The 16,005-nt window shown below is 46.0% G+C and carries 15 protein-coding genes; 10 read left to right on the top strand and 5 right to left on the bottom strand.

Going from position 1 to position 16,005, the window contains the following annotated elements; all coding sequences use genetic code 11:
- From PLA23_RS03470 to PLA23_RS03445, 6 genes are all read left to right on the top strand, one after another.
- The coding region (locus tag PLA23_RS03470) for an IMP dehydrogenase (RefSeq protein WP_324474046.1) at nt 1-474 on the top strand (474 nt) is incomplete at its 5' end.
- A 33-nt stretch (nt 475-507) separates the two neighbouring features.
- Nucleotides 508-1,128, top strand: a complete 621-nt coding sequence (locus PLA23_RS03465) for an ArsR/SmtB family transcription factor (RefSeq protein WP_324330274.1) — start codon at nt 508-510, stop codon at nt 1,126-1,128.
- The gene (locus tag PLA23_RS03460; RefSeq protein ID WP_324474044.1) at nt 1,109-1,594 is read left to right on the top strand and encodes a CS domain-containing protein; all 486 of its coding nucleotides are present in this window, start codon (nt 1,109-1,111) and stop codon (nt 1,592-1,594) included. Before PLA23_RS03465 ends, PLA23_RS03460 begins: the two co-directional genes overlap by 20 nt.
- Nucleotides 1,595-1,658: 64 nt before the next feature.
- The gene (locus PLA23_RS03455; RefSeq protein ID WP_324330270.1) at nt 1,659-2,981 is read left to right on the top strand and encodes an FAD-dependent oxidoreductase; all 1,323 of its coding nucleotides are present in this window, start codon (nt 1,659-1,661) and stop codon (nt 2,979-2,981) included.
- Nucleotides 2,982-3,041: 60 nt separating this feature from the next.
- Complete coding sequence (locus PLA23_RS03450; RefSeq protein ID WP_324474042.1) at nt 3,042-6,194, top strand: PAS domain S-box protein; 3,153 nt, start codon at nt 3,042-3,044, stop codon at nt 6,192-6,194.
- Nucleotides 6,178-7,581: a response regulator gene (locus tag PLA23_RS03445; RefSeq protein ID WP_324329512.1), complete on the top strand. Its 1,404-nt coding sequence runs from the start codon at nt 6,178-6,180 to the stop codon at nt 7,579-7,581. Before PLA23_RS03450 ends, PLA23_RS03445 begins: the two co-directional genes overlap by 17 nt.
- Here the strand turns inward: PLA23_RS03445 and PLA23_RS03440 are convergent, their stop codons facing one another.
- Nucleotides 7,582-8,196, bottom strand: a complete 615-nt coding sequence (locus tag PLA23_RS03440) for a response regulator (protein WP_324474040.1) — start codon at nt 8,194-8,196, stop codon at nt 7,582-7,584.
- Nucleotides 8,197-8,421: 225 nt separating this feature from the next.
- Here PLA23_RS03440 and PLA23_RS03435 point away from each other — a divergent pair, with 225 nt between their 5' ends.
- From PLA23_RS03435 to PLA23_RS03425, 3 genes are read left to right on the top strand one after another with little or no spacing between them, the layout of a single operon-like run.
- Entirely contained in the window at nt 8,422-9,093 is a 672-nt protein-coding gene (locus PLA23_RS03435) for a cobalamin B12-binding domain-containing protein (protein WP_324329515.1), read from the top strand.
- Nucleotides 9,062-10,252, top strand: a complete 1,191-nt coding sequence (locus PLA23_RS03430; RefSeq protein ID WP_324329517.1) for a sensor histidine kinase — start codon at nt 9,062-9,064, stop codon at nt 10,250-10,252. Before PLA23_RS03435 ends, PLA23_RS03430 begins: the two co-directional genes overlap by 32 nt.
- A gap of 48 nt (nt 10,253-10,300) precedes the next feature.
- A complete protein-coding gene (locus PLA23_RS03425; RefSeq protein ID WP_324329518.1) occupies nt 10,301-10,765 on the top strand; it encodes a hypothetical protein in 465 nt (154 codons plus the stop codon).
- A gap of 33 nt (nt 10,766-10,798) precedes the next feature.
- Here the strand turns inward: PLA23_RS03425 and PLA23_RS03420 are convergent, their stop codons facing one another.
- A complete protein-coding gene (locus PLA23_RS03420) occupies nt 10,799-12,631 on the bottom strand; it encodes an MASE3 domain-containing protein (protein ID WP_324474039.1) in 1,833 nt (610 codons plus the stop codon).
- The gene (locus PLA23_RS03415) at nt 12,618-13,628 is read right to left on the bottom strand and encodes an ATP-binding response regulator (protein WP_324329523.1); all 1,011 of its coding nucleotides are present in this window, start codon (nt 13,626-13,628) and stop codon (nt 12,618-12,620) included. The genes PLA23_RS03420 and PLA23_RS03415 overlap by 14 nt, the downstream gene beginning before the upstream one ends.
- Nucleotides 13,629-13,716: 88 nt before the next feature.
- On the opposite strand from PLA23_RS03415, the gene PLA23_RS03410 reads away from it, so the two are divergent.
- Nucleotides 13,717-13,935: a hypothetical protein gene (locus tag PLA23_RS03410; RefSeq protein ID WP_324329525.1), complete on the top strand. Its 219-nt coding sequence runs from the start codon at nt 13,717-13,719 to the stop codon at nt 13,933-13,935.
- Between the two features lie 94 nt (nt 13,936-14,029).
- Here PLA23_RS03410 and PLA23_RS03405 read toward each other — a convergent pair whose 3' ends face one another.
- Both PLA23_RS03405 and PLA23_RS03400 read right to left on the bottom strand, forming a co-directional pair.
- The gene (locus PLA23_RS03405) at nt 14,030-15,394 is read right to left on the bottom strand and encodes a PFL family protein (protein WP_324474037.1); all 1,365 of its coding nucleotides are present in this window, start codon (nt 15,392-15,394) and stop codon (nt 14,030-14,032) included.
- Between the two features lie 11 nt (nt 15,395-15,405).
- A complete protein-coding gene (locus PLA23_RS03400; RefSeq protein ID WP_324329529.1) occupies nt 15,406-15,678 on the bottom strand; it encodes an ACT domain-containing protein in 273 nt (90 codons plus the stop codon).
- Nucleotides 15,679-16,005: the final 327 nt, after the last annotated feature.

The raw sequence follows: 16,005 nt of genomic DNA, 5'->3' as shown, positions 1-16,005 counted from the left end.
GATGTACCGATCATTGCAGATGGCGGTATACGGTTCTCCGGTGATGTGGCAAAGGCCATCGCTGCCGGTGCTGACTCAGTCATGATGGGCAATCTCTTTGCCGGAACTGATGAATCTCCCGGTCAGATTGTTACGATTCAGAGCAGGAAATATAAGCAGTACCGCGGTATGGGATCTCTTGGAGTTATGAGTACCGGAGTATCATCAGATAGGTATTTCCAGAAGAAAGAGATCGGAAAGACAAAGTTTGTTCCTGAAGGGGTCGAGGGCGTCACGCCGTATGTCGGACCTGTTGCAGATGTTATCTACCAGATGATCGGCGGACTGAAATCAGCAATGGGATACACCGGGGCACATAACATCCGGGAGATGCATGAGAAAACGAGATTTATCAGGATCACCCAGGCAGGGTATCATGAAAGCCATCCACACAATATTACCATCACGGATGAAGCGCCAAACTATAGAATATAATATATACTATTTTTCACTAACATAGAGTTAGTGATGTTGGAACAGGCAGAGCTTGCCCGGCTGCTGGATATCCTTGGGAACCGGAACCGCAGGAGGATCATCGAGCTTTTGAGGGAGAAGCCCTGTTTTGTCACTGAGATATCAGAACGGCTTATGATATCGCCCAAGGCCGTTATTGATCATCTCCAGATGCTCGAGGATGCACGGATACTGGGATATCGGAATGATAACCGGAGAAGAAAGTATTACTACCTTGAGCATGACATCAGTATCCAGGTACATCTGGATGCCCAGAGCCATGATCTGGTACCGGTTGTACTGTCCGGTGAACAGCGTCTCCTCATCTCCCTGCAAAAGCTCAGACAGATGATTCTGGAACGTGATAAACTCGCCCGGAAACTGGAGGAGATGGAGCGGGAGATTGATCACCAGATAAGTGAGGTTCTTCATGAAGGCAAACTGGCCGGGAGTGGAGAGGAGAGCATGCTGGTATCAGTGGCTCTCGCACATGGAGCAAAGAACGCTGATGAGATACAGGATCTGACAGACCTTCCTTTAGAGACGGTTGACAATACCATCCGCCAGTTGATGGAGGAAGGTATTGTATGCAGAAAAGGAACAGGATTAGAAATCCGTGGTATTTATGCCGAATAATCCCTACGATGACCTGCTCAAAAACCTGGTAAAACTGCTTGAGCAGATCACATCATTAGAACAGAATATGCGAAAGATGCAGGACGGAGTGCCGGCAAAGCCAGGTATCATCGGATGTGCAATCATAACCGGAGGGCTGTCTTCCCGTGATGCGGGAAGTGCAGGTCACCGGCAGGAACAAAAAACCGGTCTTACCTATGAGATGGTTGATGCAGGAAGTACTGCCTATCTGACGATTCAGCTTCCTCCCCACCTCGCCGCTGAACCGCTGGTGGAGTTTGCTGAGCGCACATGCCATATCAGCACACAGGGTCTCTCCGGGAGCATTGATCTTCAGTTTTCCATCATTCCGGAGCAATCTTCCTGGACGTTCTGTAACGGAGTGCTCGATGTTGTGCTGGAAAAGAGGCAAATAGAGCAGTCAGATTCTGATCCGGAATTCTGTGCGGATGCCGGATACTCATAAGCACATCATCTTTTTTTAGAAGCAATTCAATTTCCTTATCATCACCAGTGACCGATACTCTTTTATGATCGTCGTGATAGGTGGCGGACCGGCCGGGCGGTATGCGGCCATGCGACTTTCCAAAGCAGGAAAGAAGGTTCGACTGGTAGAGAAACGATCAGCGGGGCTTGGGGGGCAATGTCTGCATCAGGGGTGTATGACGATATGTGCACTCAATGATGTGGCCCGGTTCATCAGCCAGGCACAGGTCTTCCAGCAGCATGGATTCATCGGCACGCTGGCAGGCTTTTCATATCCGGTCCTGATTCAGAAGATGCATGAGATCATCAGGGTGATAGCGGGTATTTTAGAAGAGGAGACAAGACAGGCGGGTGTTGAAGTCATCCATGGATCAGCAGAGATACAGGGATCCACACTCCTTATCGACGGGGTTGAGACACCCTTTGAAGCCGTCATTGTTGCATCAGGAGCTCACCCAAAGATCCCGGAGATTTCCGGCTGCTGTCTTCCGGGTGTCTATACTGCCCATACCATCCTCTCTATGCCGGATCTCCCAAAAAAAATGGTTATTATCGGCAGCGGCGTTATTGCTGCTGAATTTGCCTATATCTTTCGCTCCTTTGGATCAGACGTGACCATCCTTGCCAGAAGCTCCCTGTTGCGGACATTTCCAGAGCAACTCATACAAGAGGCACGTAAGGATCTGAGCCAGGTAATGATAAAAGAGCATGTGACAGTCGCAGGAATTACCGGCCAAAGCAGCGTAGCCGGTGTTCTGATACGGGATGATGACAACGTGACTGAGATTGCTGCGGATGCTGTGCTGCTTGCCACCGGTATGATCCCAAATACCGGATTTATTTCCGGTATTGCATGTGGTCCGGACGGTGCCCTTCTCGTTAATGACCGGATGGAAACCTCAGCACCAGGCATATATGCTGCCGGTGATGTGACCGGAACCGGATACCTGACACCGGTTGCCAGACATCAGGGAAGAAAGGCGGCAGATGCGATCCTTGGAAATCGATGCGAACCTGATCCGATCGCGATCCCCCAGGCGATCAAATTGCATCATGATCTTGCCTACTGCAGAAGACCAGGAAACAGTAGAAAAGGACTCTCAATCCCGGGCCCGGCAGGTCCTGGAACATTCTGGGAAGTCAGCAATCACCATACCGGTTCTGCAACCGTTGAGATTGATCAAAACGGCCATCTGACCGGTCTTGCTGAAGCATCGCCCGCAGCTTCAGTTGCAATGGCATACCTTGGATGGATGATGAACAGTACTATCGGAATTGAAGAGTTTGAGCGCTTCATCGAGGTTCATCCATCTGCTGACGGCATTCCGTGGCTTTTAAAATACCTGAACGGAAAACAAAAATCGTAAGCACGGACATCAATATCTTTTTTACGTTCCAGAAAAATCACTCTTCATCAGGAAGGTCCAATGATCAGGATCATTGCGGTTGATGATGAGCCGGCATTTGGTGAGATGCTTAGCATCTACATGGAAGATTTCGGCGATTTTGATATTACTGTGTATACATCACCGGAAGATGCTATTGACAGGATCGTTGCCGGTGAAGCTGATGCGGTTATTACCGACTATCGTATGGAGGAGATGGACGGGATAACCTTTATCAAAAAGGTCAAATCTCTTGTTCCTGATATTCCGTTTGTTCTATTGACTGCTGTTGATGATAAGGAAGTTATCCTGAACGCAACCAATGCCGGTGCTGATTTCATACAGTTTAAAAGTGAGGAGCCTTCCAGATTATTTCCTGAAATAGCCCAGAAAATCATAAATTCAGTTGAAACATATCGCGCACGAAAAGAGTCGGAAGAAGGGAGCAGGACCAGAGAGATGCTCATGCGGACACAGCGGGATGTCATGGCCAGACTCTCTGAAAGTTCGACCAGCAACCAGGCCCTGGATGCAACACTCATATCAATCCGTTTTCTTGCCGGTTGTACAACCGGTGCAATACATCTCATCAATAAAAAAACGAATAAAATAGAACTTGCAATCGCACATAACCTGCCTCATGATCTTATCAAACGGTTTACCTTTGGTGATCTGTATCAGATCATCTATACAAAAAAAGCCAGGTATTTCCCGGTTCCCGGTTCATCTGAGCAGGATATGCGTATAACCGGGGGTCAGATTCCGATTATGACCGGAACAGATGTCATCGGGGTTTTGTCCTTTATTCTTGATCATCCAAAACCGATCTCTCCTGAATTTTCTGGTACTATGGAGCTGATTACTGCTCAGCTTGGAAATACCCTGGTCAGGATCCGTTCAGAAGAACTGGTTCGACAGCGGGAGAATGAGCTCTCTGAACTCTATAAAGTGATGCAGGAACTGGTCATTGTTATCGATATGGACGGGACAATACTCAATGTAAATCCGGCAGTCACCCGGGTTCTGGGCTATACTGAACAGGAGCTTATCGGGATGCCAATTCAGGCCTTATACCCGCCAAAGAACCGGGATGATATCATATTCCAGTTTATGGACCTGACCGGTAAAGGAGGGACAGTCCAGAACACGTACCCGCTTCTTGACCGGCAGGGCAGGGAAGTTCCCGTTGAGACAAGAGGGAGTATCGGGACATGGGGAGAGCGTCATGTGCTTTTCTGCATATCGCGGGAGATTCGTGAACGACTTGAGGCAGAACGAAATTTGCATGAATCCTATGAGCGGATATCTGCAATTTTCGCCTCCTCAGCCGCACACATCTATATGAAGGATGCAAACCTCCGGTATCAGATGGGAAATGAGGCATTCCTCTCATTTCTTGAGTGCGATAAAACCTTCCTGCCCGGAAAATCCGATGCAGATTTCTTTCCTCAGGATATTGCAGAGATGAGGGAAAAGACCGATCGGATGGTGCTGTCTCAGAATATTCCCCTGTACAATATTGAGTGGGAATTGTGCAGGAATGGAAAGACGCAGTGGTTTGTATCCTCAAAGATTCCGGTTCATGATCTCGTGGGGGCTGTCACTGGTCTTGTCGGGACCTCTGTTGATGTTACGGATCTTATGCAAACCAGGCAGGAACTTGAGCGAAGGGACAGGATTCTCAGTGCTGTCAGTACGGTTGCACAAACGCTTGTCAGAAACAATGAATGGGAGCCGAACATTCCTGAGTGCCTGGAACTGCTTGGACAGGCGGCAGGAGTTGAACAGGTGCTTCTTCTTGGAATGAATCTGTACGGGAGGCCCGGTTTTGAGGAGTATTTTTGTGAGTGGAGGGCCTTGGATATGAGGGAACCGTGCACATCAGCGTCCGAATTGATGAATGCAATAATTACGCCGTTATTCAAATATCTTGAAAAGAACAGGTTTTTCTTAGGTGATCGAAAGGCCATACAGGATGACGTATCCATTTCAGATAAGGAAAAAATTCCTTCATATCTCCTCCTCCTCCCGGTGATATCTTCTGATACTCTCTGGGGAACCCTTGCGTTTGTCACCTGGAAAACTGAACATATAAGCCCGATAGCCGAGATTGAAGCACTCCTTATGGCCTCTGAGGTGATAGGATCGGTTATCAGCCGGTACCAGACCGAAGAGCTTTTTCACAAACCAGTGGAACGATCCCTGGTTGGGGTGTATCTTGTCCAGGATAATCGCTTCATCTACACCAACCCCCGGTTATCTGAGATTCTTAGATGCAGGCGTGAGGATCTTGAAAACTCACCCATTCATCGGTATATCCATCCGGAAGATGTAGATATGGTCCTTTCGCACCATCAACGTATCATACAGAATCCTGATGAGACCGATGATTATGAATTCAGGGGCATTACTGCTGACGGAAGGCTGATCAGAATTGAAAATCTAATCAGTGGTATCCTCTACAAAGGCAAACCTGCCGTCATCGGGAGTATTATGGATATTACTGTCCGAAAGCAGGTTGAAGATGAGATCAGACTTTCACTCAAAGAGAAGGAGATCCTCCTTCGTGAGGTCCATCACCGGGTGAAGAATAATATGCAGATTATCGTCAGCATGCTTCGGATTCAGAGCGGTATGATCGATAACCCGGTTGTCGCTGAGGTACTGCAGGAGAGTAAGAACCGGATCCTCTCTATGGCTATGGTGCATGAGAAGTTATACCGGACCGATAATCTGGTCAGTATCAACCTGCTTGAGTACATTAACTCACTTGCCCAGACCCTTATTGCTGATTTCTCGAGTGATGAATCACTCATCACCCTTCGTCTCATCTGTGATCCGTCTCTTGAGATGACTATCGATGTCGGTATTCCCCTGGGTCTTATCATGAACGAACTGATTACAAACTCATTCAAGCATGGACTTTATCCAGGCCAGGAAGGAACCATCGGGATTTCCATCGTCCCCCAGCAGGACTATCTGGAGATAGCGTATCGCGACAGCGGGAGAGGACTTCCCCCCGGATTTGACATGGAGACCAGCGAGACTCTTGGGATGCAAATAATCTCCAATCTTATCTTCCAGTTAAGCGGAGAGATATCATTTTCCACGGATAACGGAGCAGTAGTACGGATGAAAATTCCTATCAAGGAAGGATTTATAGTCGGAGGTGAGGAGCATGCCACAGGGGAGTAAGATCCTGATCGTTGAAGACGAGATGCTCATATCCATGGAGATCAAGCAGAAACTCCGGACAATGGGATATGATGTCGTCGGTCAGGCAATAACCGGAGAGTCCGCAATTCAGAAGGCAGGCGAGACAAAGCCGGATCTGATACTGATGGATATCAGACTGAAAGGTGAGATGGATGGAATTACTGCTGCAAAGCGAATTATGGAATTGTATGATATCCCGATTATATTCCTGACCGCTCATTCTGACAAGGCAACCCTTGAACGTGCAATCGCAGTATCTCCATCAGGTTATCTGCTTAAGCCCTTTAAGGAACGCGAATTGATGACAAACATCGAGATGAGCCTTCATAAGCACCGGATAAAACAGAAAGTACGGGAAGAAGTTCATCCGGAGGCATTGTCAGAACTTGGAAAGAAGATAGAAGCAATCCAGCTTCCGGTCGTCGTGCTCTCTACTACCGGAGCAATCAGAGAGATGAACACGATGGCAGCAGATCTGGCAGGTTTTATGAGAACGGAACTTATTGGCCGGCCGGTACATGCAATTTTCGGGATGCAGAGGGGAGAGGAGGAGTCTGGTCTTACAGGAGAGAGGGTGGAGATGATGCTTCCTGATCAGATATCTCTGAAACGTAAGGACGGATCCTGGGTCCCAGTAACATTATCCGGCGGATTTGTCTTTCATGAAGGGGAGCAGCCACCAGAATATCTCATCCTTATCGAGAATGCAGAGATAGCAGCAGCCACATCATCACATATCGGTCCTGAAATGATCCGCCACCTGATGGCAGTAACCACGGCACTGCGTCTGCCGGCATTTGTTATAGATAAAAGTCTCATGCTGGCCGGTTATAACCCATTATTTGCAGAACTTGCCAGAAAAGCCGGGATAAGCCAGTATATGCTGAAAAGACCGCTCTATGAGACACCAAAGTTTTCCTTCTTTGGTGATATGCAGGATCTTCAGGAATTATTCCGGTCAGGAGATGTGGAGCGACGGATACGGAAATACACCTTTGGTGAGACGGTAAAATTTATTGAGTTTACACGAATTCCCCTGAAAAAGGAAGGAGTTCCAACGCACATCGCAACAATCATGGCTGACGTGACTGCGGAGCGTCATGCTGTGTATGAAGCAGAAAAAACAAAAAAAGAGTATGCTGATCTGTATGCAACACTGGAGGGGATCAGGGCACTGTCAGCTGAGCTCAGAGCACCGATTCATGATCTGCTGCTGAAAATATCACTGGGGCAGCCGCTTGAGAGTGGATATGCACGAGAGATGACCGATCGGGTCAGCGATCTGATGGCACGGTTTGATACGGCATGGATACAGTATGCAGAACTGAAGGATCAGATGAACCGGGGGCCAGAAAAATCCGGTTAATCAAGGGCATTTTTCCATTATTTTATGAATTTTTTGATATTCTGCAGCAATCATTTCCCTCATTTCATCAAGGCTGTGAAGAATCTCCTCGTTATTTTCAGCCTCTTCTCTGAGTAATTCCTCCTGTTTTGCGAGGTTTTCACGGAGAAACTGAAGAATGTTGCTTTTTTTAACTGCATCACGGCACTCTGCCGCCCGCTCCGGAGGCATACCGGCCGAAATGGCACGGGTGTATCGATCCATACTCTCAGAGAGGACATCACTGATATCATCAATGACTTTGAGAAGCATGGTCCTCTCAAGCGGTTTCATCACAAATCCTTCGATCTTCAGACCATACTTCACTGCCTCCAGTGCAGTCAGGACTTTTCCGGTCAGAATAATCACAGGAATATCAGCCACATCGGGATTACTGCGAATCTGCTCAAGAACTTCCCATCCTGATACCGGTTCCATCATGATGTCAAGGAGAATAAGGTCCGGCCGTGCCGTCCGGATTGCTTCGAGAGCATGCTCTCCTTTCGTTTCTATTCGGGTTTCATGACCACCACGGCTCAGAAGATTCTGATAGAGGAGACACAGCTTTTCATTATCGTCTATGAGCAGTATCTGCATATACCTGTATGATATATGATAAATTCAAATGCGATAAATCTATGCCTGACAAATCATGTAGAGAAGAAATTATCCTGAATTAAACCATATATATCATGATTTTCCTGTGTGTATTCATCGTTCTGACTTTAAAGTCATGCAGATACAATGAATATATTCATAGTAAACCGATCCCAATATCACAGGTGAACTCTCCCACATCTTCACCGAAAGGGTACCTGATCTATGGATACGCATATCCCACCTAATATCTATCAGGCATATCTCACGGCTCTTATAGCCGGTGATCGGATCACATGTACTGACATTGTTCAGGATCTCAGGACGTCAGGGACCGATATCAAAGAGATTTATCTTCATCTTATTCAGCGTTCTTTGTATGATGTGGGCGATCTCTGGGAGCATCACCGGATCTCGGTTGCAGTAGAACACCTGGCCTCAGCGATTACCGAACGGCTGCTGAGTATCCTGGAGACAGAAATGTTCTCCATCCCCCACAAAACCCATACGGTCATTGTCGCCTGTATCGCGGATGAGTTTCATCAGATCGGGGGGCGGATGGTATCTGATATGTTTGAATTCCAGGGGTGGAATTCGCACTTTCTTGGGGCAAATACCCCGGTCAGGGATCTCATATCCATGATGCAGAGGAAAAAACCAGATCTCATCGCCCTGTCGGTGAGTGTGTATTTCAATATACCTCATCTCCTCTCTGCATTAACCATAATACGCACCCAGTTCCCTTCCATCCAGATACTTGCCGGGGGGCAGGCATTCAGATGGGGAGGGGAGGGGCTTTTGGAACGATACCAGCCGATCAAATATATCAGGGATCTTGATGAATTAGAATCATGGATTGAGACATATGAACGGGAGTATCGGGAAGTATACCAGTGATCCTTTTATTGCAGGAAAGATATGCGAATACATCCTTGAAAAATCCCAGGTTTTTTTTCTGATTCTCGATCAGGCGGGTATCATCCACGCTGCAAATACATATGCCCAGGATCTCCTGCATCAGGATCCCGCCGGAGTTCATCTAAAGGATATTCTGCTCATCGGTTCCTGGAATGATTCATTATTATCCGACTGGGCAGACGGCACCATCTATCCGATTATGAATATCCAGACTCCTGATGATCTCCCCCGCACATTCTCTATTGTGGTCTACCGTTCAGATTCAGGATATCTGCTGTTTGGCCATACTGACAGCGAAGAACTTCAGAAATTATCTAAGGAAGTGATTACCCTGAACCGTGAGATGGGTATTCTTACCAGAGAGTTACAAGTAAGAAACCGGGAGCTGGTCGGTCTGAATGCCATGAAAAATCAGTTTCTGGGCATGGCTGCTCATGACCTTCGAAGTCCGGTGAGTATAATCCTGAACTACACAGAATTTCTGATTGAAGATCTCCAGGAAAGCCTCTCAGAAGAACATCGTCAATATTTAGAGAATATTCTTACATCTGCCAGGGATATGAGACAGGTTATCTCTGATTTTCTGGATATCAGTATTATCGAATCAGGACATCTCATCCTGAACCGTGAACCGGTATCCTATGAGCAGTTAATACAAGAACTTCTTCGAAAGACCAGACTTTTTGCTGATCGTAGGAAGATCCGGATTACCTGGAAGACTGATGGGAATATTCCCTTCCTCTATGTTGATGCCGGGAAGATAGGACAGGTTCTTGTAAATCTTGTGCATAATGCTATAGAATATTCTCCTGATCAGGGGGAGATAGAGATTGATGCACACAAAACAGAGAGAGGGATTGAAATTCTGGTCATTGATCATGGAACCGGGATTTCCCAGGAGAAGATGAAGATGGTATTCTCAGAATTTTCCGGAACATCGAGACGGAAGAAGAACGGTGAGCGCAGCATCGGCCTTGGACTGGTGATATCCCGGATGATTGTGGAGGCACATGGAGGGTTCATGGTTGTACACAGTTCACCAGATGTCGGCTCCACATTCGGTTTTATCCTTCCTGAATCATCTGTCTGCAAAAATACAGGCGAATCAGAGAGACGAATGCAAACCGGGAAGGTATAAATGCTTCCATGCAGATGATGAATAAAACGGCAGAGGGAGGGACTGCATGTGAATGAAGAAAAACTTATTAAATCGGCAGAGGAATTAAAACAACCATCTGAAGCATCTACGAAGATATTTTATGAAAAGATTGATACCATTGCCGAGGAGCTCAATCGGATCATGCTGGCAAGACCAGACATCGACCGCCTCATCGGACTGAATAATACTGATATGATGCAGAATAATTCACGTAACTATTTGAGATTTATGGGAGCGATCTTTCACAGTTATGATCCGATCGTTCTTGTACAGACATCTCTCTGGGCTTTTCGGGCATACCGATCGCATGGGTTTTTTATTGAATACTGGCCTGCCAATCTTGACACAACAGTTCAAATACTAAAAAGGGAACTCCCCAAAACGGTGTATGAAGAGGTATACCCCTTCTTTGAGTGGCTTATTGTACATATCCCTGCATTTATTGCCATCACCGATGCCATGCTGAAAGAAGAGATGACTTCAGACCAATAGTTATCAGTATTTGGGTAAAACCGGTACGGGACTTCAGGTAAATTCATCTGAACCTGATGCCGGCTTCTTTTCCTTGCAGCCAAACTGGTATCCTCCCGGCGGTACATGCAGAACAAACCGGACACCTTTCCCTTCTTCGCCCTCTTCCGTGATTTCAATCCCGGTAAGGAGCAGGATCTCCTTGATCAAAAAGAGGCCAAATCCATGAGTCATACTATAGCCTGGCTCAAACAAATGCGAACGCACGTGCTGGCTGATTCCAACCCCGTCATCTTCATAGAGAATCCTGCACCCGTTTTCATGAACCGTGAACGAGAGACTGATAGTGGTGACGGTCTTTCCATGCCGGGCGGAGTTATCAATGAGATTTGAAAAGACCTTTGGAAGCATCAGATCAGCAAATATCTCCAGTGAATCCAGTGAATTCTGAATTTTGAGTGATGAAAACCGGATGTTTGAATTGCATATTTCGTTGATGATTGCGGAAATGCATTGCCAGCGGGGTTTTTGTGTCCCCATCTGTTCATAATTACGGGTAAATGTAATCTTTGAATTGATGGCATCAATTGACTCCCGAAGATATCCCAGATACTCAGCAATCTCATTATCATCCGGTTTTTTTTCTTTCAGGAGGTCAAGAGAGGCATAGGCCAGGGAGAGATCATTATTGATATCATGTCTGGTGATCTGTGTTAGGAGGGACAACTTTTTATTCGCCCGTACGAGAGCCCTTTCAGATATCTTCAGAGGAGTAATATCTGCGATAAGCGTCGCAATCCGTGAAGTATCGATGAAAAACACCGATACTGTATAATGCTTCATATCTGGTTTAAAATACGCGAAAAACCTCATTGGCTCATGGGTTTTTGCAACCGAAAAGTACTGTTTCAGATGTGGTGGCGGGTACGCACCATATATTTCACTTCCGGTCCTCCCGATAAGATCCCGGGGGGTCCTCCCCATCATTGATGCATACCGATTATTTACATCAACAAACCGGTAGTCAGGTCTTGTGTCTTCATCATCAATGAGATCAAATATGGCCATACCTTCATCCATGGTATCAAACAATGTCCGGTATTTCTTTTCATTCTGCGATACTTCCCGATAGAGTACCTCAAACGGCCGCTGAAACCCGCTCACTACTATGGCCTGATACATACATGCAAACGCGATTATCTTCAGGATATGTCCTAGGAAATTGGAAGGGCCATAGACACTGACATATGACGTAAAGGCCAGTTCTGAAAAGATAGTAGCAATCAGTGCTCCATAGAGAAGATAAAGGATATCAGATGTGAAATGCGTCTTATTTTTAGAGAGAAGAATCATTGCACCGGCCAGTATCAGGCAGATGACATATTCACTGATGATTTTAAAAGGAGTAAGTCCTGAACCTTCAATATAGCAATCGGGAAAATATCTGGCGAATATCACAAAGACAAGAAGTGCCGTGACAACAAGATACCCCCAGAAGATCAGTCCAACTCGTAGCCGCCGGTTTATAAAAAGGAGAGCGGTCACCAGGGATACCGCTTCCAGATACCGGGATGCAATCCAGAGCTGGGTCGGCAGGTTTGCATCATACCCGGTGAAGATATTCATACCCTTGTACGCAAGGGTATGAAGGAGATCAACCGAGCCGATAAAGAAGAATGCAATCCCGATAAAGAGAAGAAAACCATTTTCCAGTTTATCCCTGCTGTTCCAGGTGATGACAAATATGATCCCGGCGATGATAATGCTGAATACCTCAGCAGAGACATGAAAGAGAAGATAACTGTACCCGGCTGTCAGAGATATCAGGACTATGAACACCAGGAGTGAGATGACAAATGATCCCAAGGAAGAACTAATCGATCTCATGATGCTTCTTTAAGAAATTCCTGATTTTTGATGATGCGATATAACCGTTATCCAGTTGATCAATTATTCTGTCAATTTCGTGGATATATGGCATAATATCTTTTAAATGCTCGCATTCATTAATATCAAGGATGGCAACAATGATCGAGAGAGGGTTTCGAATCTGATCATTGAGCAAGGCAAATTTTTCAAGATTTTCCTCGATCTGTCGGTATGCATCGTGAACGACCCGTTTCATCACGATCGTCTCTGATATGTCACGCAAATTTATCACAACACCTGTGCAGCCACAATCCTGCTCTAAGAGTGGAGAGATCATTCCATCAATGTATATCCGAAAACCGGATGGCTGAATAAGATATAAGGGATAATCTATCTCTGAGAGGGGTGTCTTATTCTGAATCTGGAACGGAATCCGGACTTTGAGATTATCAGATGACCGATACAGGACCAGGATATCAGAGAGATTTTGTCCAATACTGTCACCCTGAATCCCAAGAATGGTATATGCGGCTTTATTCATCAGCCTGATCTCACCGGAGGTATGTACGACAATAATCCCTTCTCCCACTGACTCAAGAACGGTATGTAACCACTGACGGTTTTCATGAACGAGTTTTTCAGACTCATGCTTGTATAGAGCAACCTCAAGAGCATGAACAATATCATTTTCTGAAAAGGGTTTGGTGATAAATCCAGAGAGTCTGGTAGAGGTTGCCCGTCGTATGGTCTTGATATCTGAGTATGCAGTCAAAAAAATAATGGGGATGTGATCATTCCGGTTTATCTCTTCTGCGGCACTAATTCCATCCATATCTCCTGCTAACCGGATATCCATGATAATGGCATCAGGGTGCTTCTCTCTGCTTATACGGATGGCTTCTTCTCCGGTCTTTGCCACACCGGCCAGATCATACCCATGCGCTTCGATGATTTTAATCAGATCAAGTGCTTCTATCCGGTTATCTTCGACGATAAGAACACGATATGGTGCCATTTGTACATCCTTTCTATCGTAATGAATTCCATGTCATCGTGATCATGAACGAAGTATTGAGTATATTGGTGTTCCTGTAGATAAGTCCATGCACTCTGAAGAAAGCAATTGTATCAATGACATATCAGTCCCGGCTTTCCAGTACAAACTCATAATCGCCGGCTGCAGAAACCGTACTGCAGCCCTCTATGCCCGAAGAGGTGCTCTCTCCTTCTTAGAAAAACTCACCTGTCTGTTCCCCGGTACCGGGCTTTGGATCATCATACCGTTCAAAGGTTTGAATCTGGCATCTCATCCGGTTATGTAATTTTAGATTATATCTGAAAAATAAGAAAATGAGTGTATTTTTTGGTATAAAATGTATTCAATTCCCAGCGGAGTGCTATCAAAAGATGATATTTTTAATTTTTAAAACTATGAATCGGTGCAGGAATCCTTCCACCCCGGTTGATAAACCTGCTACAGTCAAATCTATTCACCTGCTGGACCGGTGCATGACCCAGGAGTCCGCCAAATTCTACCATGTCACCGACATCTTTGCCGATAACCGGGATGAGACGCACTGCAGTCGTTTTCTGATTAATCATACCAATAGACGCTTCATCTGCGATGATACCAGATATGGTAGATGCAGGAGTGCTTCCGGGAATTGCGATCATGTCCAGACCGACTGAACAGACACAGGTCATGGCCTCAAGTTTTTCAAGCGTGAGAGAGCCCCGAATGACGGCATCGATCATGCCCTGGTCCTCACTGACCGGAATAAACGCACCGCTGAGCCCTCCAACAAAGGAACTTGCCATCACTCCCCCTTTCTTTACCTGATCATTGAGCAGGGCCAGTGCAGCAGTCGTTCCCGGTGCACCCACCGATTCAAGTCCCATCTCTTCTAAGATCTCAGCAACACTATCTCCCACCGATGGTGTCGGTGCTAGTGACAGATCAACAATACCAAAGGGGATACCCAGACGCTCAGATGCAACCTGGGCAACGAGTTGTCCGACCCGGGTGACTTTAAACGCTGTCTTTTTTACTGTTTCACACAGAACTTCGAAATCTTTTCCCCTGACACTCTCAAGGGCATGTTTTACAACTCCCGGGCCACTGACTCCTACATGAATAACGGCATCAGCCTCTGATATGCCATGAAATGCCCCGGCCATGAAGGGATTGTCATCAGGAGCATTGCAGAAGACGACAAGTTTTGCACATCCCAGGGAATTTTGTTCCTTTGTTGCCTCTGCAGTCTCTTTGATCATCTCTCCCATGAGCCGGACAGCATCCATGTTGATCCCGGTCTTTGTCGAGCCAATATTCACCGAACTGCAGACCCGTTCGGTAGATGAGAGGGCACGAGGAATGGATCTGATCAACAGTTCATCGATCCGTGTCATTCCTTTTGAGACGATTGCTGAATAACCACCGATGAAGTTGACCCCCGTATCAGCTGCGGCTTTATCAAGAGTTCGTGCAATGGAGACAAAATCTTCCAGTGAAGAGCAGGCAGATCCGGCGATCAGGGCAACAGGAGTTACTGATATTCGCTTGTTGACGATAGGTATCCCGTATTCGATCTCGATCTCTCTCCCGGTTGAAACCAGGTTTCTGGCAAGACGGGTAATCTTTGCATATATGTTCCGGTTTAAAGCATCGAGATCACCATCACAGCAGTCAAGAAGACTGATCCCCAGCGTAATGGTCCGGACATCAAGCTTCTCCTGCTCTATCATACTGTTTGTCTCGTTCACCTCGAAGATATTTATCATAGGATTTCCTGTTAAATACGATGCATTCTGGTAAAAATATCTTCACGCTGGCACCGGATCTTTACTCCGATCTCATCACCGAGGGTTTCAAGTTCTGTCACCATCTCAGAGAAGGGTTTGGCAGATTTGCTTGTATCCACGATCATCATCATGTTAAAGTATCCCTGAACGATTGTCTGAGAGATATCCTCGACATTTACCTGATTATTTGCCAGATACGTACATACCTTTGCGATAATTCCGACGGTATCCTTTCCGACAACCGTGATAATTGTTTTACTCATAAACCAATCAGACGGGTACTATTGGTGCTCATACGGGATAATTTTAGCAGAGTGCAGAATACACCCAAAAGCTCTGAAGATGAGATATGCAGGAAACAGTCATTTCGGTTCATCATTTCCAGCAGGGATGAAAAAAACCAGAGAATGTGACTGTATCGTAATGAAAGATTTCTGAATTTTCCTGATTGTGGTTAAAATCAATTATATCTATATTTTCTGAATTTTCTTATTTTTCAGAAATTTTATATTTTTTCCAAACATACCGTATACAAAGAACATGAAAAAAGATGGAAAAGAAAGGAACAGTCATCAAAAGCTCCCATGTAC

Source organism: Methanospirillum sp. (genome assembly GCF_035406105.1).
Lineage (GTDB): Archaea > Halobacteriota > Methanomicrobia > Methanomicrobiales > Methanospirillaceae > Methanospirillum.
The sequence above is the reverse complement of the archived record's forward strand: the minus strand, read 5'-3'. Positions and strand labels throughout refer to the sequence as shown.